The organism is Bacillus sp. 22446 (genome assembly GCF_052044955.1).
GTDB classification, from domain to species: Bacteria; Bacillota; Bacilli; order Bacillales; family Bacillaceae; genus Bacillus; species Bacillus altitudinis.
Genome location: NZ_JBQEOD010000003.1, coordinates 412,385 through 436,857, shown reverse-complemented (window position 1 = coordinate 436,857; position 24,473 = coordinate 412,385). Strand labels below are relative to the sequence as shown.

General features: G+C 41.5%; 21 protein-coding genes and 1 riboswitch. Of the genes, 5 read left to right on the top strand and 16 right to left on the bottom strand.

Going from position 1 to position 24,473, the window contains the following annotated elements; all coding sequences use genetic code 11:
- Positions 1 to 17 precede the first annotated feature (17 nt).
- The 9 genes from ACTJJD_RS09465 to ACTJJD_RS09425 form a co-directional block, all read right to left on the bottom strand.
- Entirely contained in the window at positions 18 to 1,511 is a 1,494-nt protein-coding gene (locus ACTJJD_RS09465; RefSeq protein ID WP_440608335.1) for a UxaA family hydrolase, read from the bottom strand.
- Positions 1,508 to 2,959, bottom strand: coding sequence for a tagaturonate reductase (locus tag ACTJJD_RS09460; RefSeq protein ID WP_440608334.1), 1,452 nt, complete (start codon positions 2,957 to 2,959; stop codon positions 1,508 to 1,510). The genes ACTJJD_RS09465 and ACTJJD_RS09460 overlap by 4 nt, the downstream gene beginning before the upstream one ends.
- Before the next feature lie 58 nt (positions 2,960 to 3,017).
- Positions 3,018 to 4,028, bottom strand: a complete 1,011-nt coding sequence (locus tag ACTJJD_RS09455) for a LacI family DNA-binding transcriptional regulator (protein ID WP_017359253.1) — start codon at positions 4,026 to 4,028, stop codon at positions 3,018 to 3,020.
- Between the two features lie 67 nt (positions 4,029 to 4,095).
- The gene (gene uxaC / locus ACTJJD_RS09450) at positions 4,096 to 5,532 is read right to left on the bottom strand and encodes a glucuronate isomerase (protein ID WP_242731059.1); all 1,437 of its coding nucleotides are present in this window, start codon (positions 5,530 to 5,532) and stop codon (positions 4,096 to 4,098) included.
- Positions 5,533 to 5,668: 136 nt separating this feature from the next.
- Positions 5,669 to 7,423: a HAMP domain-containing sensor histidine kinase gene (locus tag ACTJJD_RS09445; protein ID WP_045034584.1), complete on the bottom strand. Its 1,755-nt coding sequence runs from the start codon at positions 7,421 to 7,423 to the stop codon at positions 5,669 to 5,671.
- A 3-nt stretch (positions 7,424 to 7,426) separates the two neighbouring features.
- On the bottom strand, positions 7,427 to 8,149 hold the full coding sequence (locus tag ACTJJD_RS09440) for a response regulator transcription factor (RefSeq protein ID WP_017359250.1): 723 nt from the start codon (positions 8,147 to 8,149) through the stop codon (positions 7,427 to 7,429).
- A gap of 177 nt (positions 8,150 to 8,326) precedes the next feature.
- A complete protein-coding gene (locus ACTJJD_RS09435) occupies positions 8,327 to 9,142 on the bottom strand; it encodes an ABC transporter ATP-binding protein (protein ID WP_440608333.1) in 816 nt (271 codons plus the stop codon).
- A gap of 21 nt (positions 9,143 to 9,163) precedes the next feature.
- Positions 9,164 to 10,186, bottom strand: a complete 1,023-nt coding sequence (locus tag ACTJJD_RS09430; protein WP_007500263.1) for a FecCD family ABC transporter permease — start codon at positions 10,184 to 10,186, stop codon at positions 9,164 to 9,166.
- Positions 10,187 to 11,239: a FecCD family ABC transporter permease gene (locus ACTJJD_RS09425; protein WP_008347113.1), complete on the bottom strand. Its 1,053-nt coding sequence runs from the start codon at positions 11,237 to 11,239 to the stop codon at positions 10,187 to 10,189.
- Positions 11,240 to 11,498: 259 nt separating this feature from the next.
- On the opposite strand from ACTJJD_RS09425, the gene ACTJJD_RS09420 reads away from it, so the two are divergent.
- Positions 11,499 to 12,437 carry an ABC transporter substrate-binding protein gene (locus ACTJJD_RS09420; RefSeq protein WP_242731061.1) on the top strand — a complete coding sequence of 313 codons (939 nt, stop codon included), beginning with the start codon at positions 11,499 to 11,501 and terminating at the stop codon, positions 12,435 to 12,437.
- Between the two features lie 37 nt (positions 12,438 to 12,474).
- Here ACTJJD_RS09420 and ACTJJD_RS09415 read toward each other — a convergent pair whose 3' ends face one another.
- The 3 genes from ACTJJD_RS09415 to ACTJJD_RS09405 form a co-directional block, all read right to left on the bottom strand.
- Entirely contained in the window at positions 12,475 to 13,884 is a 1,410-nt protein-coding gene (locus ACTJJD_RS09415) for an amino acid permease (RefSeq protein WP_241511470.1), read from the bottom strand.
- 192 nt (positions 13,885 to 14,076) lie between these two features.
- Positions 14,077 to 14,255: riboswitch (Lysine riboswitch) on the bottom strand.
- A gap of 122 nt (positions 14,256 to 14,377) precedes the next feature.
- A complete protein-coding gene (sspJ, locus tag ACTJJD_RS09410; RefSeq protein ID WP_008347117.1) occupies positions 14,378 to 14,521 on the bottom strand; it encodes a small acid-soluble spore protein SspJ in 144 nt (47 codons plus the stop codon).
- A gap of 82 nt (positions 14,522 to 14,603) precedes the next feature.
- The gene (locus ACTJJD_RS09405) at positions 14,604 to 15,032 is read right to left on the bottom strand and encodes a MarR family winged helix-turn-helix transcriptional regulator (protein ID WP_007500254.1); all 429 of its coding nucleotides are present in this window, start codon (positions 15,030 to 15,032) and stop codon (positions 14,604 to 14,606) included.
- Positions 15,033 to 15,203: 171 nt separating this feature from the next.
- Here ACTJJD_RS09405 and ACTJJD_RS09400 point away from each other — a divergent pair, with 171 nt between their 5' ends.
- From ACTJJD_RS09400 to modB, 4 genes are all read left to right on the top strand, one after another.
- Positions 15,204 to 15,695, top strand: a complete 492-nt coding sequence (locus tag ACTJJD_RS09400; protein WP_007500253.1) for a metal-dependent hydrolase — start codon at positions 15,204 to 15,206, stop codon at positions 15,693 to 15,695.
- A gap of 123 nt (positions 15,696 to 15,818) precedes the next feature.
- Complete coding sequence (locus ACTJJD_RS09395; protein ID WP_025207970.1) at positions 15,819 to 17,669, top strand: LTA synthase family protein; 1,851 nt, start codon at positions 15,819 to 15,821, stop codon at positions 17,667 to 17,669.
- Positions 17,670 to 17,784: 115 nt separating this feature from the next.
- Complete coding sequence (gene modA, locus ACTJJD_RS09390; protein ID WP_242731063.1) at positions 17,785 to 18,561, top strand: molybdate ABC transporter substrate-binding protein; 777 nt, start codon at positions 17,785 to 17,787, stop codon at positions 18,559 to 18,561.
- Entirely contained in the window at positions 18,561 to 19,226 is a 666-nt protein-coding gene (gene modB / locus ACTJJD_RS09385; RefSeq protein WP_242731065.1) for a molybdate ABC transporter permease subunit, read from the top strand. Before modA ends, modB begins: the two co-directional genes overlap by 1 nt.
- Positions 19,227 to 19,406: 180 nt before the next feature.
- Here modB and ACTJJD_RS09380 read toward each other — a convergent pair whose 3' ends face one another.
- The 4 genes from ACTJJD_RS09380 to ACTJJD_RS09365 form a co-directional block, all read right to left on the bottom strand.
- Positions 19,407 to 20,252, bottom strand: a complete 846-nt coding sequence (locus ACTJJD_RS09380) for an aldo/keto reductase (RefSeq protein ID WP_017359243.1) — start codon at positions 20,250 to 20,252, stop codon at positions 19,407 to 19,409.
- A 68-nt stretch (positions 20,253 to 20,320) separates the two neighbouring features.
- Positions 20,321 to 21,190, bottom strand: coding sequence for an ROK family protein (locus tag ACTJJD_RS09375; RefSeq protein WP_440608332.1), 870 nt, complete (start codon positions 21,188 to 21,190; stop codon positions 20,321 to 20,323).
- A 63-nt stretch (positions 21,191 to 21,253) separates the two neighbouring features.
- Entirely contained in the window at positions 21,254 to 23,269 is a 2,016-nt protein-coding gene (locus ACTJJD_RS09370; protein ID WP_156061042.1) for a Na+/H+ antiporter, read from the bottom strand.
- A 322-nt stretch (positions 23,270 to 23,591) separates the two neighbouring features.
- Positions 23,592 to 24,203 carry a trimeric intracellular cation channel family protein gene (locus tag ACTJJD_RS09365; RefSeq protein ID WP_007500242.1) on the bottom strand — a complete coding sequence of 204 codons (612 nt, stop codon included), beginning with the start codon at positions 24,201 to 24,203 and terminating at the stop codon, positions 23,592 to 23,594.
- Between the last annotated feature and the right edge of the window lie 270 nt (positions 24,204 to 24,473).

The window sequence follows — 24,473 nt, the reverse complement described above, 5'->3', positions numbered from 1 at the left end:
CTCATCCCCCAGACGCCTTAAAGTGTCACACCTGTTTTAAAAATGGCCAGCTCTCTAAAATTGTTTTTTTCATGATTTAACAGCTTTCCACTCGCCACATCAATCAACGTGGCAATGAATTTCTCTAGCACCACATCTTCTGGTACATCTTCAAGCAATTCCCCCGCATTAAAGTCGATCCAATGTTTTTTTGTTTCATATAAAGCGGTATTGGTCGATACCTTCATCGTTGGAACAAATGTGCCAAACGGTGTGCCTCTGCCTGTTGTAAAGAGGACGAGCTGACAGCCAGACGCTGCGAGAGCAGATGAAGCAACCAAATCATTCCCAGGCGCACTTAATAAATTCAATCCTTTTCGTTTTAGCAGCTCCCCGTATGTTAAAACATCCTTTATAACGGAAGTACCCGCTTTTTGTGTGCAGCCGAGAGATTTATCTTCTAATGTCGAAATTCCTCCTGCTTTATTTCCCGGGGAAGGATTTTCATATACTGGCTGTCGATGATCCATAAAGTATTGTTTAAAATCATTGATCATCTGCACAATATTGTCGAATGTCGCTTTTGATTCCGCTCTCTCCATTAAGATCGTTTCAGCCCCGAACATTTCCGGTACTTCTGTTAAGACGGTGGTCCCTCCTTGAGCCACAATAAAATCGGACAGTCTGCCTAAAAGTGGATTTGCGGTAATGCCTGAAAACCCATCTGATCCTCCGCATTTCAAGCCAATACTCAGCTCAGATAACGGAATGTCTTCTCGCTGATCTTCTTTCGCTGCGTCATAAATTTCCTTGAGCAAAGCGACACCTGTCTCAATCTCATCCCCTACTTCTTGGCTTCTTAAAAATTTCACCCTCGTCTGGTCATACTCCCCTAATGTTGCCTGAAAATCCTCAATGTCATTGTTTTCACAGCCAAGACCTAGAACGAGAACCCCTCCAGCATTTGGGTGCTTTACGGCATTTTGAAGAATGGTTTTTGTGTTTTCATGATCATCCCCAAGCTGTGAGCACCCATAATTGTGCTTTAATACGAGAGCCGTTTCAAAAGGATGGATGCTCCCCCCCATTTCAGCGGTAAATATTTGAATGATTTGATCGGCAATGCCATTGACACACCCAACTGTTGGGACAATCCAAAGCTCATTTCGTATACCACTTGCGCCATTTTTTCGTTTATACCCTTTAAATGTCAGATTCGTTTTTTCATAGGGGTTTTCTGTTAAAGAAGGGCGGTATTCATAATCGAGCTTACCTGATAGATTCGTTTTGATATTGTGCGTATGCACCCATTCTCCAGTCGAAATCGCAGTGGATGTATGACCAATGGGATAGCCATATTTGATGATATTCTCTTTTTCTTTGATCTCAGCCAATGCAAATTTATGACCTTTAGCAACGGTTTCTTTTAAAATGATTGTATGACCTTGGTGCTGAAGCTCTTCGCCTTGCTCAAGCACTTTTAAAGCGATACCAACATTATCTGAAGGATGAATCACAACAAAGTCCCTCATGCCTTCTCCCCCTGACTTTCATATTGAAGTATTTGGTGAACAGCAGCTCTCATGCCATTTTCATGTATGAAGGTGAGCTGCTCGGCTACTGCATCCTTCAGCCCTGCGATCTTCGTCAAATCCATCCCCCATAAAACTTCGTTTGAAAGAAGTTGATCGACCATTAATTCATAGGAATGGTCCACTTCCTCCCATGCTTCCTTCATGAATGTCATCACAGACTCATCATCCTTTATTTGATCTGCATGGACTTGATAAAAATAAATCAAACTGCTCAGTGAGAACATAAGCTTCGTAGGCAACTGTTTTTTTAGCTCTATATAATCTAGAAGAGACGGGAGAATACGCGCCCGAAACTTCGATACACCGTTTAAGGCAATATCGAGTAATTGATGTTTGACAAAAGGGTTGCAGAATCGATCCCACACGGATTGTGTATAAAGAAGAAGCTCTTCTTCAGGAAGTGGCAAACTTGGCAGCACTTCCTCCTCAAGCATGCGGCGAATGAACACACCAACATGCTCATCATCCACCGCTTTTTTGACAGTATCCAAGCCACATGAATATGCAATCGGCACCATCGCTGTATGCGCACCGTTTAAAATGCGAACCTTGCTCATACGATAGGGATCGATATCTTCCACAAAAAGTACGTTTAACCCTGCTTCTTGAAAAGGAAGCTCTTTTTGAACAAACGCAGGTGCTTCAATGACAAACAGGTGATAATATTCTGCCGTGACAAGCAATTCATCGATATACCCCTCTTCTTTTTGAACAGTCTCCGCTGCTTTCTGAGAAAATCCTGGGACAATCCGATCAACTAACGTATTACAGAACGTGTTGGCTTCCTTCACCCAAGCCACAAAATCAGGCGGAAGATTCCACTCAGCTGCCATTGTGATCACATATTCTCTTAATCGATCACCGTTTTGTTCAATCAATTCACAAGGTAAAATGATCAAGCCCTTTTTCTCATCTCCAGAAAAAGCTTTGAAGCGGTGATACAAGAAGGCTGTCAGCTTTCCTGGAAAACTTGCTTGCGGCCGATCTTCTAATCGGTCCTCTTTTCTTAACACAAGTCCTGCCTCTGTTGTATTAGAAAAGACAAAGCGCACATCAGGACTTTCCGCTACATGTAAAAAGGCTTCATAATCTGTATATGTGCTGATTCCCCTGCTGATGGATTGAATGACGATCCGTTCGTTCATTTCTTTTTGGTCATGAAATCCTTGAATACATAAAGTGTACAAACCATCTTGTTCATTTAGAGCGGTCACTGATCCTTTTCGAGGAGGAACAACCACTGCTCTTCCTTTAAAATCTGTACAGTCGTTTAGCTTCTGGATCTGCCAATTCATAAATCCCCGCATAAAGTTCCCTTCGCCAATTTGTAGAATGGTTTCAGGATATTCAGCCACTGGGTACACATCTTTGGATAATCGTCTCAAACGCTTTTCCTCCCCGCATTTTTTGCACACGTGAACATTTTCATTTAAAAGATGCTGATTACTGCACCTTTTTTACTGAATCTCTAATCATCAGCTCTGTGTGGACATACACTTTTTCCAGATGATCGTCTTCTTGCTTTTCACCGTTGATGACTGAAAGAATGGCTTCTGCTCCAAGCGCACACATTTTTTCAATTGGCTTTTTGACTGTTGTGAGGGCAGGCGTTGTATAAGATGAAAATGAAATATCATCAAAACCGATAATAGAGAGATCATCAGGACACCTTTTACCTTTTGCAAACAATGCATTCATCGCACCAATCGCCATGTCATCGTTTGAGCAAAAAAGGGCAGTTGGCGGATCATCAAGAGTGAGTAAGGCTTCCATTGATTCATAGCCGCTCTTCATATGATAGTCGCCTGTGATCATGTATTCCTTCTTCATGGGTACATGATGGTCAATGAGTGCTTGCAGAAAACCAGCTTTTCTTTCCTGTGTGGATTTAAACCCTTCTTTCCCTTCAATAATGGCAATTTGTTTATGCCCCTGCTGAATGAAATAGTGTGCAGCTTGATATGCCCCTTCACCATCATCCGCTAATATATTCATCACTTGATTACTTTCTACACGGCGATTCAGTACAATAATGGGAATGCCCTGCTTTTTCACATGATGGATAAACGCTTCATCATGCTCGCTTTGGCTCATGAGCAAAATACCATCATACCGCTGTTTATGAATGGTTGTGTAATCGTGAAAATCGTCAATTCCTCTTACAACCAAATGATAGTTTTCTGTTATCACACTGTTGACGCCTTTTAATGCATCAACAAAGAAACTTGAGGATGTGCCTTCTGTTAAACTCGTAAAAAACAGACCAATTGTAAATGATTTTTGTGAGACAAGGCCTCTGGCATGGACATTCGGTGAGTAATTCAGCTGTTTTGCAATCGACAAGATGTTTTGTTTTGTTTTCTCTTTAATAAAAGGACTATTATTCAAAGCCCTTGATACTGTGGTATGAGAAACGTTTGCCAATTTTGCTATATCTTTGATTGTGACTGTCATGCTATTCCGCCTTTTATGATTTTTTATCATCTTATCATAAAAACGCTTTCATATTCTTGCTTTTTGTTCATATCATCTTGCTTTTATGCGGAAGCTCATTTGCCCGTTCAAATTGAAAATACTGCTTTGCATTTTCATAGCTGATTCCTTTTACCATTCCCCCTAGCAAATTGAGATCATTAGGGGCTTCACCTTTTTCCACCCAATCTCCAATGATGTCACATAACAGTCTACGGAAATATTCATGTCTTGTGTAAGACAGGAAGCTTCGTGAATCTGTCAGCATCCCAATAAATCGGCTGATCAGTCCGATACTGGAAAGTGCCATCATCTGCTCTGTCATTCCCTGCTTTGTATCATTAAACCACCAGGCTGTTCCATGTTGCATTTTCCCAGGAGTTTTTCCATCTTGAAAACTTCCAGCTATTGTTGAAATCACCACATTGTCCCTTGGATTCAAGGAATAGAGGATGGTTTTTGGTAATGCATGTGCTTGTTCTAACCGATCTAATACGCGGCAAAGGGGTTTTGCAATGTCTTCATCATTCATTGCATCATATCCGGTATCTGGTCCAAGCCGCTCAAACATTTTGGAATTGTTGTTTCTGAGCGCATTGATATGAAGCTGCATCGCCCATCCCCGCTGAGCATAAGCCTGACCGAGTTCAATGAATGTGTGCGTTTTAAATTGAACCTTCTCCTTTTCCGTCAATGGATGTCCAGACATTCTTTTATGAAAAATGATCGTAGCTTCTTCTTCCGTCGTGTCTTCGTACGTCATTTCGTTGATGGCATGATCTGAAATCAAACAGCCCTGTTCATGAAAGAAATCGATTCGCATATGAAGTGCTTTTATGAAGTCTTGATAGGATTCGATCTGGATAGATGAAACCTCCGCCAGCTGATGAACATACTCGATAAACAAGTCATTTGTGATATCTAATGCCTTATCTGGCCGAAACCCTGGCAGCACTTGCACAGAAAAGCCTTCTTCCCGCAGTTGTTGGTGATAAATCAACGAATCAACCGGATCGTCTGTCGTCACAACCGTTTCAACATTTGATTTCACAATGAAATCTCTCGCACCAAATCCGTCTCCTTGCAACCTTTCATTTACTTTTTTCCAGATGATGTCTGCGCTTTCTTCATTCAACAGTTCTTCGACATCAAAATATCGTCTTAGCTCTAGATGGGTCCAGTGATAGAGAGGATTTCCAATCGTCATCGGAACGGTTTTCGCCCATGCTAAAAATTTCTCATAATCTGAGGCATCTCCTGTGATATGTGTTTCAGGTATCCCATTTGCTCTCATGGCGCGCCATTTGTAATGATCCCCGTAAAGCCATGCTTCGGTTATATTTTGGAACGTTTTATTTTCATAGATTTCTTTTGGACTTAAATGACAATGGTAATCAATAATCGGAAGGTTCTTTGCAAACTCATGGTATAGCTTTTCCGCCGTTTGACTATTTAATAAAAACTGCTCATCTAAAAAGGCTTTCATCAAACTCCCCCATCTCTTATAATGATGAAAATCAATTTGTTCACGTTAACAATTTTATTGTAATCGTTTACAAAATCGATTTCAATCCTAAAACAAGAAAAAACGATCTCCTTTAGAAAAGAAAATCGTTTTTTGGCTATTTTACAGATGGTGTTTTCTTTAGGATAATCGCAATAGTTGTTCCTTGACCTAATTCACTTTCTACTTGAATATCGCCATCGTGCAGCAAGACAAGCTCTTTTGCAATCGCCAGTCCTAATCCTGTTCCATTTGTTGGATCATTCGTATTTGTCCCTCTATAGTAACGATTAAATAAATGATCTACCGTTTCTTGCGCCATTCCGCGTCCGTTATCTTTCATTTCGATCCGAACTTCATCATTTGTTTCAGATAGAACAGCTTGAATAAGAGTACCTTTCTGGTTATGCTTCACTGCGTTTGCCAGCAGGTTCTCAATGACTCGTCTAAACCAGGCTTTATCGATCTCAAATATGACACCCTCTGTTTGATCTTCAAAGGATGACATATAATCTTCAGAAAGCGTGCTTCTTGAAAACTCGTCCATAATGGAGGCTAAAAATTCACCAAGCTCAACAGGTTTTCGATTAATAGGCAATGCACCATTTTTCAATCGATACGTGAGGTTTAAATCCTCAATCAAGGTCGACATGTATTCTGATTTCTCACGAATGACTTGTCCCATTTCCATGACTTCTTCCTTGGACCATTGGTATTGATCTGATTCTAGCATTAATCCATAGCCGTAAATCGTGCTAAGAGGCGTTTTTAGATCATGAGACAGCCCTGCGATCCATTCTTCCCTTGTGGTTTGAATTTTTCTTCGGTTTGCTTCATTCTCTTTTAACGTATTGGTGAGCTGATCCATTGTTTTAAGGATGTCCTCAAACAGCCGGTACTCCCGCTTAATACGGCCCTTTTTATTTTTACTTACAGGGATACCTTTTCTATTTGTTGGCTCCTGCAATTTATTTCTTGATAAGAAAATCAGCCAGCGGATAATGTGATAGATCGGTAGCCCATAGCGATACGAGTACCATAATGTCATAACGATAATAATCGTAAGCGCAAGACCTGCAATCAAAAGCGTTGTATATTGGTTTAAAGCCTCTGTCTCTTTATCATAAAGCTCGTCTGGACTGTATACTTTGTTTGGCACCGAAACAATCATATACAGATCTTTATTCACTCTGATATAAGACAAGTCACTTCTAAACTCCCAAGGCTTTGATTGATACTTGAGCAGTTCAACATCCGTTACGTTATTTTTCAAATTATTTTTGGCTCGGATACCTTTTAAGTATTTTCCTTCTTCATTAAACAGATGCACCGATCCATTCATTCTTTTCAAAAATTCTTTTGTTTCAACTGAATATTGAGACAATGCAGCCAGATTTTTTTCATGCTGCTTGAGATAATTGGCTACCTTTGTGCTGTTCGTTTTAAATCCATATAAGACGATAAAGCTTTCTTGATCAATCTCAATTGGCCAGAAGTACATCTTGTAATCTTTAAATTGTCTTTTTTCAAAGATCTTGATCATTTCATCCTTTTGATAGGATGTTGGAATGTTTTTAGGGAGTTGATAGCTATAGACGTTGCGTTTTTTGGAATCAATCACTTGTAGCCAGCCATCACGTTTTTCCACTGCTTGTTTGAGCTGATCATCGGCTTCCATTTTTCCATCCTCGTTAAAATAAAGCCAGCTCATGAGTGTATCTCCATCTGCCTTCGTTAAACCAGTTTCAGTCATATTCTCATAGCGCTTTTGAAAATAAAGATTTTCAGAGAATGTTTGCCCGATCGTTAGAATGACGATGACAATAAACATTTGTCCCACAAAGTGAAAGAAAAGTTTTGTTCGTAAATTCATAAACTATTGAAGAACCTTCACAGGTTGGGGAATGAACTTATAGCCCATACCACGGATCGTCACAATATATTCAGGCTGACTTGGATCTAACTCTATCTTTTCTCTCAGCTTTCGGATATGAACCATGACGGTGTTGTTGTCACCATATGACGGAACACCCCATACTTTCTCATAGATTTGATCTTTTGAAAGTACCACATTCGGATGGTCACAAAAATACTTCAGCAAGGACAAAAGCTGAGCTGAGCAAGCCGTCACCTTTCCCCTTACTTTTAACTCGGCTGCATGAGGATGGTACGAGAAATGAGCATATTCATATTGACTGTGCGCTTCTTCCTGCTCCTCCTGTAAGGAGATATAAGTTCGGTTTAAGTGCGCCTTAATTCTAGCTACTAGCTCTAACGGATTAAATGGCTTTGTGATGTAATCGTCTGCACCTTGTGCAAATCCAGTCAATTTGTCTACATCAGACGTTCTTGCTGTTAAATAGAAAATCGGTGCCTTCGTCATTTTCCTGATGTCAGGCAGAACATCAAAGCCTGACTTACCGGGCATCATCACATCTAGAAGTAAGAGGTGGATGTCCTCGTTTTTGACAATATCTAATGCTTCATCTGCATGATAGGCTTTATAAATATGTTGAAACCCTTCTTTTTTTAATACGCGTTCAACCATTTTTACAATTGCTTCTTCGTCATCTGCAATCAATATTTTTGCTGTTTCCACGCATCTCTTTCCTTTCTAGCTATGATCTCTAACCGTATATTACCATTGTCCAAAGTAAAAAAGTACCTCTTTTCTGCATAAAAGCGAAAAAAGATCAACTGGAGAAAATGGCATCAATAGGTAATACCAGAAGATGCAAAAAAACTCGGTCATATATACCGAGTTTTTGTCCATCTATTATCCGTTCACAGCTTCAAGCTTTCTTTCATGATTCATTAAGTCATATGTTAAACAGATCGGGTTATTCGTTCTCGGATCAAGCACAATTTCTGCATCGATGTGGAACACCTGACTGAGTACCTCTTTTGTCATGACCTCATGAGGTGTACCCTCTTTAATGACTTTCCCTTGATTGAGGGCAATCATGTAATGCGAAAAGCGTGCAGCATGATTGAGGTCATGAATTACCATCAGCACCGTTCTGCCCTGTTCTCTGTTTAAGCGTTCTAATAGCTGAAGGATCTCCAGCTGATGAGCAAGATCTAAATACGTCGTTGGTTCGTCTAATAAAAGCAGCTCTGTTTCCTGAGCGAGTGCCATCGCAATCCATACCCGCTGACGCTGTCCACCGGAGAGTGCTTCAATTGGCCGGTCATGAAATGCAATCATTCCCGTCTCCTCAAGTGCCCATCTGATGATTCGTTTGTCCTCATTTGATAAACGGCCAAATCCATTTTGATGCGGGAAACGTCCATATGACACAAGCTCATAAACGGTCAGACCACTTGGTGCCTCAGGCGTCTGTGGTAAGATGGCCATTTGTTTTGAAATTTCTTTTGTTGGTGTTTGATGGATCGCCTGGCCATTTAAATAAACAGCACCTTGATGGGACTTCATAATACGAGACATTGTTTTTAAAATCGTTGACTTCCCGCACCCATTCGGCCCAATTAATGTGGTCACCTTGCCTTTTGGGATGCTGATATTTAAATCGTCTACAATCAAACGGTCATGATAGCCGATACAAAGCTTTTCTGTTTCAAGTGATTTCATCTGTTATACTCTCCTTCCTCATTAGTTCGTTTTCATCAATAAGTAAATGAAGTAAGGTGCGCCTAAAGCAGAAACGACAAGTCCAACGGGCACCTCTGATGGAGCAAGTATGACACGCCCAAGTGTATCTGCAAGCAATAACAGCAGTGCACCAATCATAGCGGACGCCGGGATCATTCCTTGATGTTTGGGTCCAACTAGCTTTCTTGCGAGGTGTGGTGCCGCTAACCCTAGGAACGATATACTCCCTGCAACAGCGACACTTGCACCGGCTAATGCAACTGCAATCAGCATGAGAAAACTTCTTTCTTTATGAACTGAAATCCCTAAGCCATAAGATATCTGATCACCCAAATTCATGATATTTAAGTAGCGTGCCCTCACCATCGCTAATACAAGAAAAATCAGCATCCACGGCACGACTGATAAGACATATGTCCAGCTTGAGCCCCAAATACTTCCTGACAGCCACACAATGGCTTGGTTAAAATCATTTGGGCTCATCTTTAATTGAATGACCACAATTGCTGCCGAAAATGCAGCATTGATCCCAATACCAGTTAAAATCAATCGAACAGGCGTAATGCCCTTTTTCCACGCTAGCACATAAATGAGAAATGCAGCAAAGGCTGCCCCTGCGAAAGCGAAAAGCGGCAGTACAAATATCGTAAAATCACCTAAGTTCGACATCGAACCCTGAAAGGCAAAGATAAACAAAACAACCGCAAAACCTGCACCCGCATTTACACCTAGAATGCCGGGATCAGCTAAACCATTTTGAGAAACACCTTGCCAAATGGCACCTGATACAGCGATAGAAGCGCCAACAAGTAAAGCGATGACCATCCTTGGTAGTCTGAACTCGAATAATACAAGCTCATCCATTTCACTTCCGAGTCCAAAAAATGTTTTGAATGTATCCATCGGAGAAATCCTTATCTCTCCGGTATTTAAACTAATCAGGAACACAGCCACGATGGCTAAAAAGATCATGACCATCGTTCGTTTGTATTTCTTTTTCTTTGCCTGCTGCACCATTTCCATTTAAATTCCGCTCCTTTCACGTCTCGCTAAATATAAGAAGAAAGGAACGCCTATAATGGCTGTAATGGCACCAACTGGCGTTTCAAACGGCGCATTGACAAGCCTTGCCGCAATGTCTGCATAAATGAGCAAAATAGCCCCTAAAATAGCTGAGCAAGGGATAATCCAGCGATAGTCAACGCCGACCAAGAAACGCGTAACATGAGGAATCACAAGCCCGATAAAGCCAATAGAACCTGCAACTGACACGGCTGCACCTGTTAAAAGGATCACGACCAATATGCCAAGTACCTTGACTGTTCGTGTATATTGTCCAAGCCCTTTTGCTAATTCATCACCTAAGCTTAAAACCGTGATGGAGCGGGCAAGAATCATTGCGATGATCAGTCCTACAGCCGCAACTGGAATGATGATCTTAATATTACTCCAATTCACACCAGCCACACCGCCTGCGTACCAAAAACTCATATCTTGCGCAACATCAAATCGAATGGCAATCGCTGAGGAGATAGAGCTTAAAAGTGCGCCAACAGCCGTACCGGCTAATGCGAGCTTCACAGGAGTAAGTCCCCCTTTTGAAAGGGTTCCAACCCCAAATACAATAGAGGCGCCAAGTGCTGCACCCAAAAATGACCAAAGAATTAATGTAAAAGAAGATTGGCCTGGGAAAAAAGCAAACGCAATGGCAATCGCAAATGCAGAGCCATTTGTCACACCCATGATTTCAGGAGACGCAAGCGCATTTCTTGTCATGCCTTGCATAATGGCACCCGATACTGCTAAAAAGGCACCGACAAGTGCGGCACCAACTGTACGCGGCAGCCTCAGTTCCCTAATGATTTGATGTGAGGTTTGTTGTGAGTCAAAATGAAAGACGGCTTCCCATACCGTGTGTAAATGAATGTTTGCCGCTCCTAGCGATACTGATAAAAAAAGACCGAATGCTAAAGCAATGATTCCTATGATGACAACAGCTGCTGTACCAAAAGGCTTTGTCACAATATCTATCGCATCATCTTTAGCTGACAGCTGTTTATTCGATTGTGAGCCCAAAACCAGTCTCTTCCTTTCCGTTCATATCTATTCGTTATTAGTGATAATGATTATCAATCTCGGAGTCTAGTATATCACTTTCTTCACGTTTTGAAATCCTTGTTCTGATAAATTTCTTTATTTTCATCAAAAAACCGGGAGAATTTCACCATTTTCATTTTGGTCATAAAATAGCCGATGCATTTTTTCTTCTATCATGTTAAGATATAATCGCGAATGAGAATCATTATCATAAACAATTGAATAGGAGCGAACTTTTGTGAAAAAACGAACTGGACTTCTTTTGATTTCCTTCATGACCCTTATGATTTTTACTGCTGCTTGCGGCAGCACTTCCAATAAAGAATCGGGAGCCAAAAAAAATGACACGATCACCTATCAAGATGTAAAGGGTGAAGTGAAACTGCCTCAAAACCCACAACGAATTGTGCTTCTGGCGGAAAGCTATTACGGGGATCTCGTCACACTCGGCAAAACCCCAATTGCTGCCACTGCGCCCATCTTTAAAAACCCTTTCTATAAAGGGAAAACAGATGGAGTGAAAAATCTCGGAAAATCTCCCTCTGTTGAGAAAGTAGCCTCTTTGAAGCCAGATATGATCATTGCTTGGGGAGAAGATGAGAAATTTGATCAATACAAAAAAATTGCACCTACAGTTGCTATTCAATACAATCAATATTCCTTTAAAGACCAGCTAAAAGAATTCGGTAAAATGACAGGCACATCAAAAAAAGCAACGGATTGGATCACAAAATGGGATGCCAAAATTGCTGAAGTGAAACCAAAAGTAACAAAAGCTGTAGGAAACAAAACCGTTTCGATCGTATCACCATTCGATAAGGGCATTTACATTTTCGGTAACACTTTTGCACGCGGTGGTGAAATCATTTATGACGAGCTGAAATTAAAAGCTCCGAAGGCCGTCCAAAAAGAAGCCATTGACAGTGGTGTCGGTTATGCAAACATTTCTCTTGAAAAGCTTCCAGAATTTGCAGGTGATTATATTTTCACAAGCCCATGGAGTGGTTCAAAAAGTAATGGCGATCAAGTGTATAAAAGCAGCATCTGGGCATCACTTCCTGCTGTCCAAAACAAACGCGTATTTGAAACAGATACAGTCGGTTACTTCTTTAATGACCCTGTGTCACTAGAAGGTCAGCTCGAATTTATTGTGGATCAATTAACATCTGCCTCATAAAAAAATACGTTTCTCCAATGCTGGAGAAACGTATTTCTTATACTGTACCTTTGGCAAATTTTTTGGACATGAATGGGTATAGTAAAATGCCAACTAAAAACAATCCAATACCAAGACCAAATGTTTTTAGATCAGCTGTGCCTGAAATAATGACCCAAGCAGAATACCCCATAGCCACAAGCGCAATGATCCCGTCTCTTGTCCGGTTTCCTTTTTGGAGCTCATATGTGTCACCTTGCATGATGACCTTAAAGCTGTAGATCGACGACACGATATACGGAATGAGATACGCAAGTGTCGCTGATGTTGTTAAGAAAGTAAAGGCTTCATTAATCGTACGTGACATGACTGAGAAAATAAACAGCTGAGACATGATATTTGTGACAGTCAAAGCAAAAACAGGGCTCCCCTTTTTGTTTGTTTTCGCAAACACTGCTGGGAAATCGCCAGCTTTTGCTGCTTGATAAGGGACTTCAGAACCAAGCAAAATCCAGCCAAGCATCGAACCAAATAAACAAATGATCGCAAGAAGTGCCATGACAATTCCGCCAGCCGGTCCGATAATCAGCTGAAGCACGTCTACGAATGGTTTATCAGAACCTTGCAATTGATCATGCGGCAGAACGCCCATTGTAATCAAGGTAATAATCATATAAATAGACAGTGCAATTAAAAGTCCTGTAATCGTCGCACGTTTGACATCACGTTGCGAGGAGGCTCTTCCTGATAAAATGACAGCAGATTCAATGCCGATAAATGCCCATAGTGTGGAAATGGCCGCATGATGAATTTGGCCTCCAAGTCCGAGCACTCCTTCACCACTTGCTGCTTCAACAGGGAAGTAATAATGTTCAAATAATGCTGTTTGGAATGCAAATAAGCCTGCGACAATAAAAAGGACGAATCCAAGCACCTTTGAAAAGGTCGTAATAAAATTCAGCTTACTTGCTGCGCTTAAGCTTGTAATTAAAATCGTATGAGTCCCCCATAGAAGGATTGTACATACGATAAACGTTGTGAGCTGACCAAGTGTGATCGATTCTTTTCCAAAAGTAAAGACCTCCGTTTTCACGGTTAAAATTGGGAAAAAGGTTGTTAAATAACCGGCTAGGCTTGTGATAATGGCGACATTACTAATCCAGCTTGCCACCCAATATCCCCAAACCATTGTAAAACCGGCTGCTTTTCCTTTTTTCGGATCCTTAAAAAGCGCTCTTGCATAGCTTTGTGGTCCAGCTGTCAGCTGCGGTTTATGAATGGACAAATGTCCAAACACAAAGGCAATCATCAGTACGCCGCCACCTGTGACAAGCCATGCCATCGTCACACCTAAAGGACTTGCATGCTGGGCAAGTGTACTAGGCAGCATAAAGATGCCTGAACCTACCATATTTCCGACGACAAAAGCCGTCAATAACCAAAAACCCCATTTTTTTGTCTGTTCCATTTTCGTACCTCCGTTATATTCACTTTGGACCAGACCCGGCAGTATCTTCATTGATATATTTGTGAAGCAATGACTTGCATTCTTTATGTTCATGTTGGGTCACTTTCTTACCAGCATACCCTTTTCTTAGGCAATCAGAACATAAAAAAAAGCCTGAACAAAAGTCCATGCTTTTCAAAACATACACCTTGATCTCCGGATAGCCCTCCACGCTTCAAAGACGTGGCAGTCCTGCATTTGTTCAATGCAGACCCAGCATAAAGAAAGTTGGAGCTCTCTCTACACTTCGGCGCTGATGCCTTTTTTCTCATGATCAACGATTCCATCTCTCCCATGAGTGACTCATCATCCGCGCAACCTCTACCTCACTGAGACATAGCGTGAGGATTTCTATTCATTTTTACTACACGAAGATTATCAAACATTCTCATATCTGTCAAAGGGAAAAACATAGAAAAAAGGCAGAGAAATGATTCTCCGCCTTTCTGTCAGCTTATTGATGGTTGTTTTTCTTCTTTTGGACAGCTTCCTGAAGCGGATCGCCTGCTAGTTCTTTACTTGCTTCTTCTAACAGCTGATCTACCTGCTGATGGTCTTTCTCGCTTTTCGCCTTTTTATCCTTTTGGAAAAATGACATCGCTATTTACCCCCTTTTCTTAAAATGCCTTTGCCTGTTTAATTTGTGCTACAGCGCTCAGCATTATACAAAGAGGAGCGGTTCATTCATCGTGAAAGGTCTGTCTCATTTTTTGCAAATATGTTAGAAAGGTTTTTAAGTCTTCCTCTGTGAAGTCTGACATCATATGCTGAATTACCTTTCCAAAAAGACGTGTATGCTTTTCGTAAATAGCCAGCCCTTTTTCCGTGGCTTCTAGCCGGACAAGGGAATGATCGTCCTTGTCCCTTTCTCTCTGAATGTAGCCTTGCTCACATAATTTATTGAGGGCAATAGAAGCGGCACCTGGGTTGAGAGAGAGTCTTTGTTTGAGCTCTTCAGCATGTGATACTTTTCCTTGTATCAATATAGAAAGAGCATATATCTGTGGAGGCGTGATGTCTTTTTCTAACTCAAGTAACTTGCGGTTTAATTTACGGCTGACTTCATAATGTACAAGAACAATTTCTTTTAAAATGTCTGCATTACTCATCCGAATCGCATCCTTATCGTTAGTGTCAACATGACTTCCTTCTTATTATAGAATGTTTTTCCAAACAGCCAACTATTTTATCCCATTTTTCTTTAGAAATAAGCCTTGCTGAATGGATTCACCCTTGATATAGTGAGTACTTGAACAAAAAACAGAACAGGAGTACGCATCATGACAGGAAAAACACATATTATGGGCGGAATTGCCGCCTCCACAGCCGTCGCCTATTATTACGGATTCGAACCAGTGACGATGGCTGCTGCAGGATCAGTAGGTGCCCTCATCCCAGATCTATGTCATACAAAAAGCAAAATCGGCAGGAAATTCCCGCTCCTTTCCACACTGATCAGTAGTGTGTTCGGGCACCGCACCTTTACACATAGTTTATTATTTCTGCTGATCATTTATTTTATTGCGACAACATACATTCCAAATGACAGCCTCAGTACCGGGTTACTAGTTGGGATGGCAAGCCACCTCATCCTTGATGCAGGCACAGTGAACGGTATTAAGTTTTTGTTCCCCGCAACCATAAAAGTACGTCTCCCCTTTTATGTCAAAACAGGCAGCACAGGAGAACAAGTCGTACTAGCTGCTCTGACCATTGTCACCTGCTATTACATGGCTGTCATTTGCGGAATATCCATCCCATTGCCGTTTTAGAAAAAGAAAAAAGAGTTTTGCAAAAAAGCAGGATATGAATTGATCATTCCTCATTTTTTTAGTAGTTTTAAGATAAGTGTTTTTGCCTTGCAGCTGAATACAGAATGGTGAGGAGCTACATAAATGAAAGCGTTTTTCAAAAATCACTGGTTTTTAGTGTACTCCATCCTCTTTATGTGGATGAAAACATACATCATTTATCAATTCGGATTTCATATACGAACGGCCAATCTGTTTCACGAGTGGCTGCTTTTGATCAATCCACTTAGCTTTTTGCTCCCTTTGTTTGGGATTGCTCTTTTCTTAAATGAAACGAAACAAAAGGTCTTTTTATTGACCACAAATTTTATTTTGACAGCCATTTTGATATCGAATACGATCTTTTACGGTTTTTATATTGATTTCATTACCATTCCTGTCTTATTTCAAGCAAAGAACATGGGAGATATGGGCAGCAGTATGACTGAATTGTTTCATCCGCTATTTATACTCATGCTGATTGATTTTGTTGTGCTGGCATGGCTCTTAAAACGGAAACCGTTATCACCAAAAGCGTCTTTTAAGACGATCAAAACATACTATGTGGTTTGCTGCAGTTTTCTATTGTTCCATGTCAGCTCAGCCATGATGGATCACCCTCGATTTTTGACAAGCTCATATGATCGAGAAGTCATTGTACGCAACCTTGGGCTGTTTCAATTCCATTTGTATGACGGTGCCGCTCAAACAGCACGTATTGGTCAAAAAGCCTTTGCTGACGAAGATACACTTTCAACAGTGGCAAACTACACAAAAGCTGATTACAGTGCTCCGAATGAAGACTACTTTGGACTTGCTAAAGGCAAAAATGTCGTGTTCATTTCACTTGAATCAACGCAGCAATTTGTCATGAATCAAAAGGTGAATGGACAATATATCACACCATTTTTAAATCAACTTGCCAAAAAAAGCTTCTATTTTGATGAATTTTATCAGCAGACAGAGCAAGGCAAAACGTCGGACTCAGAGTTTATCGTCGCAAACTCCCTTTATCCATCTAGCAGTGGCGCTGTCTTTTTCACAGCGAGTGACAACGAATATGACACACTGTACAAGCAATTGAAAAAAGAGAATTATCAATCCGTCCAATTTCATGCGAATAATAAAACGTTCTGGAATCGTGATGTGATGTATGAATCTCTTGGGATTGACCGCTTTTATGATGTCGATTCATTTGATGTCAATGAACAGAATTCGACTGGCTGGGGCTTAAAGGATATCGACTTTTTTGACCAATCCATTGATTATTTAAAAAAGCTGAAGGCGCCTTATTACAGCACGTTTATTACCTTAACCAATCACTTCCCATTTGAAATTGATCCAAAGGATCAGTTCATTGATGAATACGATTCGACTAGCACCATTTTAAACCGCTATGTGACCACCGTCCGCTATCAAGATGAAGCCATCAAAAGGTTCTTTGAACGAATGAAAGAAGAAGGACTATATGAAAATACAATGTTTGTCCTGATGGGAGACCACTATGGCATTTCAGAAGCACATCATGAGGCAATGGCAGAGCTACTGAAGCAGGATGAAATCACACCGTTTGATGCGGTTAAACTGCAGCGGGTCCCTTTTTTGATTTACATTCCTGGGGTGACAGACGAGGCCCCTCAAACCATTTCTGAAACAGCCGGTCAAATGGATGTCAAACCGACACTTCTTCATTTACTCGGCATTGAATCAAAAGATGCCATTCAATTTGGAAATGACCTTTTCTCCAATGAGCGTACACCGTTTGCTGTGCTAAGAAATGGAAACTTTATTACGGATGATTATCTTTATACAAAGAACACGTGCTATGATCAAAAAACAAAACAACCTGTTGAAGAAGATGAAGTATGCCAGCCTTATATAGAAAAAGCCAATAAAGAGCTGTCTCTATCAGATAAAGTGATCAACGGGAACTTACTACGTTTTTATCAGCATTAAAAGCTGCCCTCTGGCGGCTTTTTCTTTTCTCTTTTCCTGAAAACCTATGAATGGTCAAATAAGTTTGATTATAATAAAGGATACACATGATGTTGAATGATAAAGAGGTGTGATCATGAAATATTTATTCTTAACCTACGTCACCATCTGTTTGCTCCTGACTGGGTGTCAAACGGAGTCGACGTCATCAGATCAAAGCAAAAAAACAGAACTTGTGATTTCAGCGGCGGCAAGCCTGCAGGATGCTTTGAAAGAGATTGAATCTGCCTATGAAGATGATCATCCAAACGTGAAACTCACGAATAATTTCGGGTCATCAGGTGCATTGAAGCAGCAAATCGCTCAAGGAGCAAAAGCGGATCTCTTCTTCTCAGCAGCTGAAGAGCCTTTTGATGACCTTGTTCAATCTGGCGACATCGATCAGGATCATACAAAGGATGCCATACAAAATGAGCTTGTTCTCATCGTGCCAAAAGAAGGTTCCTCTTCTATCAAAACCTTTCGCGATGTTCAGCACATAAAAGGAAAGATAGCGCTTGGCACACCTGAATCTGTTCCTGCTGGTACATATGCAAAAGAGATTTTCACAAAACTGAATATATGGGACCAAGTGAAACAAAACGCTGTCTATGGCAAGGATGTTCGTCAAGTATTAAACTATGTCGAAACAGGAAATGTGGAAGCTGGTGTCGTGTATAAGACGGACGCGCTCGTTTCTCGCAAAGTAAATATAGTAGATGAGGCAAATCAGGACATGCATTCCCCCATCATTTATCCAGTTGGCATTGTCAAACAGACCGAACATATGAAGGAAGTGAAAGCATTTTTTCAATATCTCCAATCAGATCCAGCCGCAGCGATTTTTAAAAAGTACGGCTTTCAAGTGAAATAATGCCGATGCTGACCGAAGATTTTCTTTCACCTATCTGGCTGTCCGTACAAGTGGCTGCTTTCAGCGGGTTATTGGCTGTCGTTTTAGGAACGTCCATTGGTTTTTGGATGGCGCGTACATCTTTCAAAGGGAAAATGATCGTGGAAACGCTCCTCATGATGCCGCTTGTCCTGCCGCCAACGGTCGTAGGATTTCTGCTGCTCGTCGTGTTCGGGAAGCACAGTGTGATTGGACAAGCCATTGAATGGATCTTCCATCAGCCTGTCATCTTCACTTATTGGGCAGCGGTCATTGCATCGACGGTTGTCGCATTCCCACTCATGTATCAATCAGCGAAAGCTGGTTTTTCTACGATTGAGTCAGACATTGAAGGTGCTGCAAAAGTTGATGGTGCGCATTCTTTCCAGGTCTTTGCCTATATTACCGTCCCACTCGCACTGCCATCTCTTCTCTCTGGTGCGGTTCTAAGTTTTGCAAGGGCCTTAGGAGAATTTGGAGCGACTTTAATGTTCGCTGGCAACATTCCTGGGAAAACGCAAACCCTCCCAACAGCCATCTATGTGGCGATTGATTCTGGACGAATGGAACTTGCGTGGGCTTGGACCATTTGTATTGTGATCCTGTCTTTTCTCATGCTGTTGGCTGTGCGCCGAAGCATGAATTAAAAAATCCCCTTCTCAAAGAGAGAAAGGGGATTCAGATTGTTGACAAAGGGCTAAAATGAACTTGATTTTAGCCCTTTGTCTTTTTTCAGCGTGATAGAAAACCTTTGCTAGTCTAGGAAGCACCAGTACTCACTGACAAAATATGCGAGGGTTTGTCTACACGCAAAGGGGATTTTATATTTATTCAAACCCAACCGTCATCGTTTCTGGATTAGACCCGACACGTTCGTTATTATTAAGTGCATTGATTTTTTCCATGTCTTCTTGTGAAAGCTCGAAGTCAAAAATGTCGGCATTTTGTTTAATGCGTTCTTCATTGATTGATTTTGGAATAGTGACAACGCCGCTTTGCAGATCCCAACGCAAGATCACTTGAGCCACAGATTTGTTGTATTGTGCTGCAATTTCCTTTAATACGTCATGATCCAAAAGCTTTCCTTGCATCAGCGGAGACCATGCTTCAATTTGAATGCCTTTTTCTTTCGCATATTGTCGTAATTCGACAAGTGTCAGTTTTGGATGAAACTCTACTTGGTTCACCGCTGGAACAACCTCTGCATCTTTTAACAGCTCTTCTAAATGCTGCACGTAGAAGTTGCTGACACCAATCGCTCTTACTTTTCCATCTTTATAAAGCTTCTCAAGCGCACGCCATGTCTCTTTAAATGTATCTGCATTTGGTCCAGGCCAATGAATCAAATAGAGGTCTAAGTAATCAAGACCGAGCCGGTTTAAGCTTGCATCGAATGCAGCGAGTGCTTTGTCATATCCTTGATCTGTGTTCCATACTTTTGACGTAATGAACAATTCTTCTCTTTTGACGCCAGATTCTTTAATGGCTTTCCCTACGCCTGTCTCGTTTTTATAAACGGCAGCCGTATCAATGCTGCGATAACCGTTTCGTATGGCTGCTTTGACGGCATCAACCACTTGGTTGCCGTCCTCCACTTTGAATACACCTAAACCAAACCATGGCATTTCTACTCCGTTATTTAGTGTTACGGTATCATTCAAGCTTTTGACCATGTTAACAACCACCTTTTCATAGATTCCATCTTTTTCATTATCTCATGTTGCGTTTGAAAACTCTATTATCAGGCGTTTCTCTTCGCTTCAATCGCTAGTAGCAAAGCACCTGTCATACCTGCCTTGTCCTCAAGTCCAGGAGAGACAATGTATGTATCAAGCGGCGGCATGTCGACATAATCATTGACATACGCAGCCAGCTTCTCTCGAATGAGCGGAAATAGCTGTTTTTGCTTCATGACGCCTCCACCCATTATGATGCGTTCTGGGCTTAATATCAGCGTGTATTGCATTAATGCCTGTGCTAAATAATCTGCTTCAAGAGACCAAACTGCTTCTTCTTCGGTAAGCTCTTTAGCCGGCTTTCCCCACCTTGCCTCAATAGCTGGTCCTGCCGCCAGTCCTTCTAAGCAAGTACCATGCGCTGGGCAGACACCTGCAAACTGATCTGATTCATGCTGCCTGACCAGGATGTGTCCCATTTCTGGATGTGAGTGACCGTGGAGAAGCTCATGTTTCACAACAGCCCCTGCACCGATCCCCGTACCGACCGTGATATAGAGACAGCTGCTTAGCCCTTTGGCGGCACCTTTTGTCAGTTCACCTAATGCTGCGGCATTGACATCTGTCGTAAAGGACACCGGTACGCCTAATTGTTTCTCCAGCTCAGGTATCAACGGGTAATGCTTCCATTCAACCTTCGGCGTATTCATGATGTAACCGTAAGAAGGATCGTCTTTCTGGACACAAATCGGTCCAAAGGAACCGACCCCTAATGCTGCAATTTCATGTTGCTGAAAAAATGGAATAAGTGATTGGATGGTTTTTCCCGGGTGCTCTGTTGGAATGGTTAATTCCTCTATGATATCCCCATGCTCATTGCCAATGGCACAGCAGAACTTTGTCCCCCCAGCTTCAATCGCTCCGTAATATGTCATCCTGCATCTCCCCCTGCTCGTCTCTTTTTTTCATCATAAAACATAGGGGAGAAGATGACAACATCATGTATTGGTCAGTAAGACTGCTTCCATGTCATTGATATACTCCCTTAAATGATGGGCAATATCACGATTGATTTCGCCATTTTCATATAAGGTTTGGATTTCATTACGAATCGTCTGTACAGCTTGGAAGTTAAGCTCTTTCTTCTTCCGGTCAAACGTACGATCCTTTTGCTGGAAGAAAGAAGGACCATGTTCACAGCGGAAAATCACTTGATTGTAAAACCCAATGACTTGATGACACGTTTGTTGATTGTCTTCGGTCATATGGTGCTTAATAGAATCCACCGCCGCTTCAGCCGTTTCCTTGCGGATTTGTTTATACGATTCCTCGTTTTCTAATATGCCGCTTGAAATACGCTGATGCGGACGCCACAATTGAAGCCATTGTAGTAAGCGTAGAAACTTCACTTTTGAGAAACGAATTTTAAAGGAGTTGGAATAGAGCATTTCCAGCTCATGAAATCTCTCCTGCAGCTCATATGCTTCTTCTTTGTCGATTTTTTCTTCCTCAATCAACTGCTGAAGTTTCATCTGTTCTGCTTTAATACCATGCAGTCTAATTTTTCTCTCTTGTTTTCTCATACCAAACTGGTACGGTTCCCGCTGAATATTTCGTAGCTTCATTCGGAAATCATTGATGAGTGCAAGGGAGACTTCTCGATTGTCCTCATTCATTCCTTCTTTTAGGGTTTTAATGGCACTTCTCAGCAGCTTCCGTTTTGCGTGCTGAATCTTTGTATCTAAGTCCACATCCACTTGCTTATCTTTTTTCTCCGATAAAATAGGCAGCAAGACACTCGCTAAAATGAGTGTACATAAAATGACGCCTGCTGCGAGGAAAATAATTAAATGGCGCTCAGGGAATGGTGAGCCGTCTGCAAGCGTAAATGGGATGGAGAAAGCACCTGCTAATGTAACAGCACCACGAACACCAGAGAATGTCATCAGCATAGAAGCACGCAGCTTCGGTTTTTTCGCGTTCTTCTTTTTCGATACACTCCAGTTCCCTGCCCAGAACAGCCATACCCATAGGAATCTGAGAATCATCAGACAGAATGTAATGATTAAAATGTAACTGATGACCTGCATATTATTAAAGGCTTCATCTTGGAAAATGACAGTCGATACATCAGGAATTTGTAACCCAAGTAAAACGAAAACAAGGCCATTTAAAATAAATAAAATAATATTCCAAGTGTTTGAAGAAGCAATTTGCAGTTTTGCTAAATTCGCTTCCATTCGGTCTTGCTCGATGGCATGTGTCACACCACCGGCAACAACGGCTAAAATGCCGGATACGCCAATTTCTTCCGCTGCTAAATAAATCACAAACGGCGTGAGGATTTGCAGGATGATGTGCATTGTGACATCGTCCATGCCTAAACGGCGGAGAAAATAGCGGAAACGAATGATAAAAAACGACAGAATAAATCCGGTCAATAATCCGCCAGCAGCAATAAGAACAAAACTAAAGGATGCCTCTGCAATGGAAAATGCCCCTGTAACCGTTGCAGCAATAGCAAATTTAAAGGCAACAAGTCCTGACGCATCGTTCATCAGGCCTTCGCCTTCCAGCAGTCTCATGATCCCCTTCGGCATATTCACACGGCTGGAAAGGGCACTTACAGCAACGACATCTGTCGGTGATAAAATCGCTGCAAGCGCAAATGCAGCTGGAAGTGGTATGCTTGGAATCATCCAATGGATGGTATATCCTGCGACAATAACTGTCGCAAATACGAGCCCTAAAGCTAATAGAAGAATGGGTGCTCTTAATTTCCACAGCTCGTCCCTTGGGGTACGCTTCCCATCATTAAATAACAGCGGTGCAATGAATAAAACGAAGAATAGCTCAGGATTTAAAGAAATATGTAAACCTGAAGGAAAAGCTGCGACCAATATCCCTAAACCCACTTGGATTAATGGAACTGGAATAAAGGGCAGAAAACGATTGATAATATTAGATGATGCAATGAGTGCTAGTAGTACGAGCACTGCCAAAAATATCTCCACTAGTACATGTCCCTCCCATTTCATTTTTTCCGTCATGTTTTGCTTACATGCAAAGATGTGTTCATTTCTTTCTGATCCATCCGTTCGGTCATGAGCGTTTCTTTAGTATCCCGCAAAAAGCGAAACCAACACATAACAATCCATCTAGGCAAAAAAAGACTGAATCTACATATTCAGTCAAATGACAACATTTTCATCTCATGTATTGTTCCAATGATGAATAAAGAACCTACTTTTATTTTACACGAAAACAGCTTGACCTGCTGACATCAAGCTCGAATAACACATAAAAAAAAGAGCGACACATCGCCCTCTTTTCGTTTTACCCTTTATTTAAAAAATAAGACCTAGCGGGAAGCCGCCATTTGAATAAGTAGGAACAAACCCTGCATATGACGAGGATGACAAACAGCAGATATAAAGCAAGCTCTCCTTGCGCTAAGCCGAGTCCGACGAGTAAGCCGCCTAGGGCTGCCCATACTGCGTAAATCTCTGCTTTTAGCACAAGTGGCTTTCGTCCTGCTAATAAATCTCGCACAATGCCGCCGCCGCTTCCAGTCAAAATGGCTGCCACAATGACCGCACTGAGCGGGAGCTCTCTTTGTACAGCAAATAATGCACCTTGAATCGCAAAGGCTGCTAAACCGATCGCATCCGAGAAATTCCCCCACGTGCTCCAGTGCTTGAGCAAAAGCTTTGGAAATAGAAACACGATCGTAATGGATACAAGGGCAATGGTAAACATTTTGCCCTGCGACCATAAAGCAGACACCGGAAGACCAATTAATAGATTCCGAATCGCTCCACCGCCAAATGCTGTGACAATCCCTAAAATGTACACACCAAGAATATCGTACTCTTCTTCCATTGCGACAATCGCACCACTAATGGCGAATGCCACAATGCCAATAATACTTAACACTTCCCATGCCATTTTCCGCTTATCTCCTTACCATTGTCTGATCATCTAACACTCTCCCCTTAATGTATATCTGACACAAATGAAAAGCAATACAAATTTTCTTTAAATTTTACCTTTTTGCAAAAATAAAAAATAGCCTGCTTTTAAGCAGGCTCAGATTGTTGACAAAGGGATAAAATGATCTTGATTTTAGCCCTTTGTCTTCATTTCAGCGTGATAGAAAACCTTTGCAGTCTAGGAAGGACGAGTACTGGCGCGGAGCGAATTTGACATTCGTGAGCA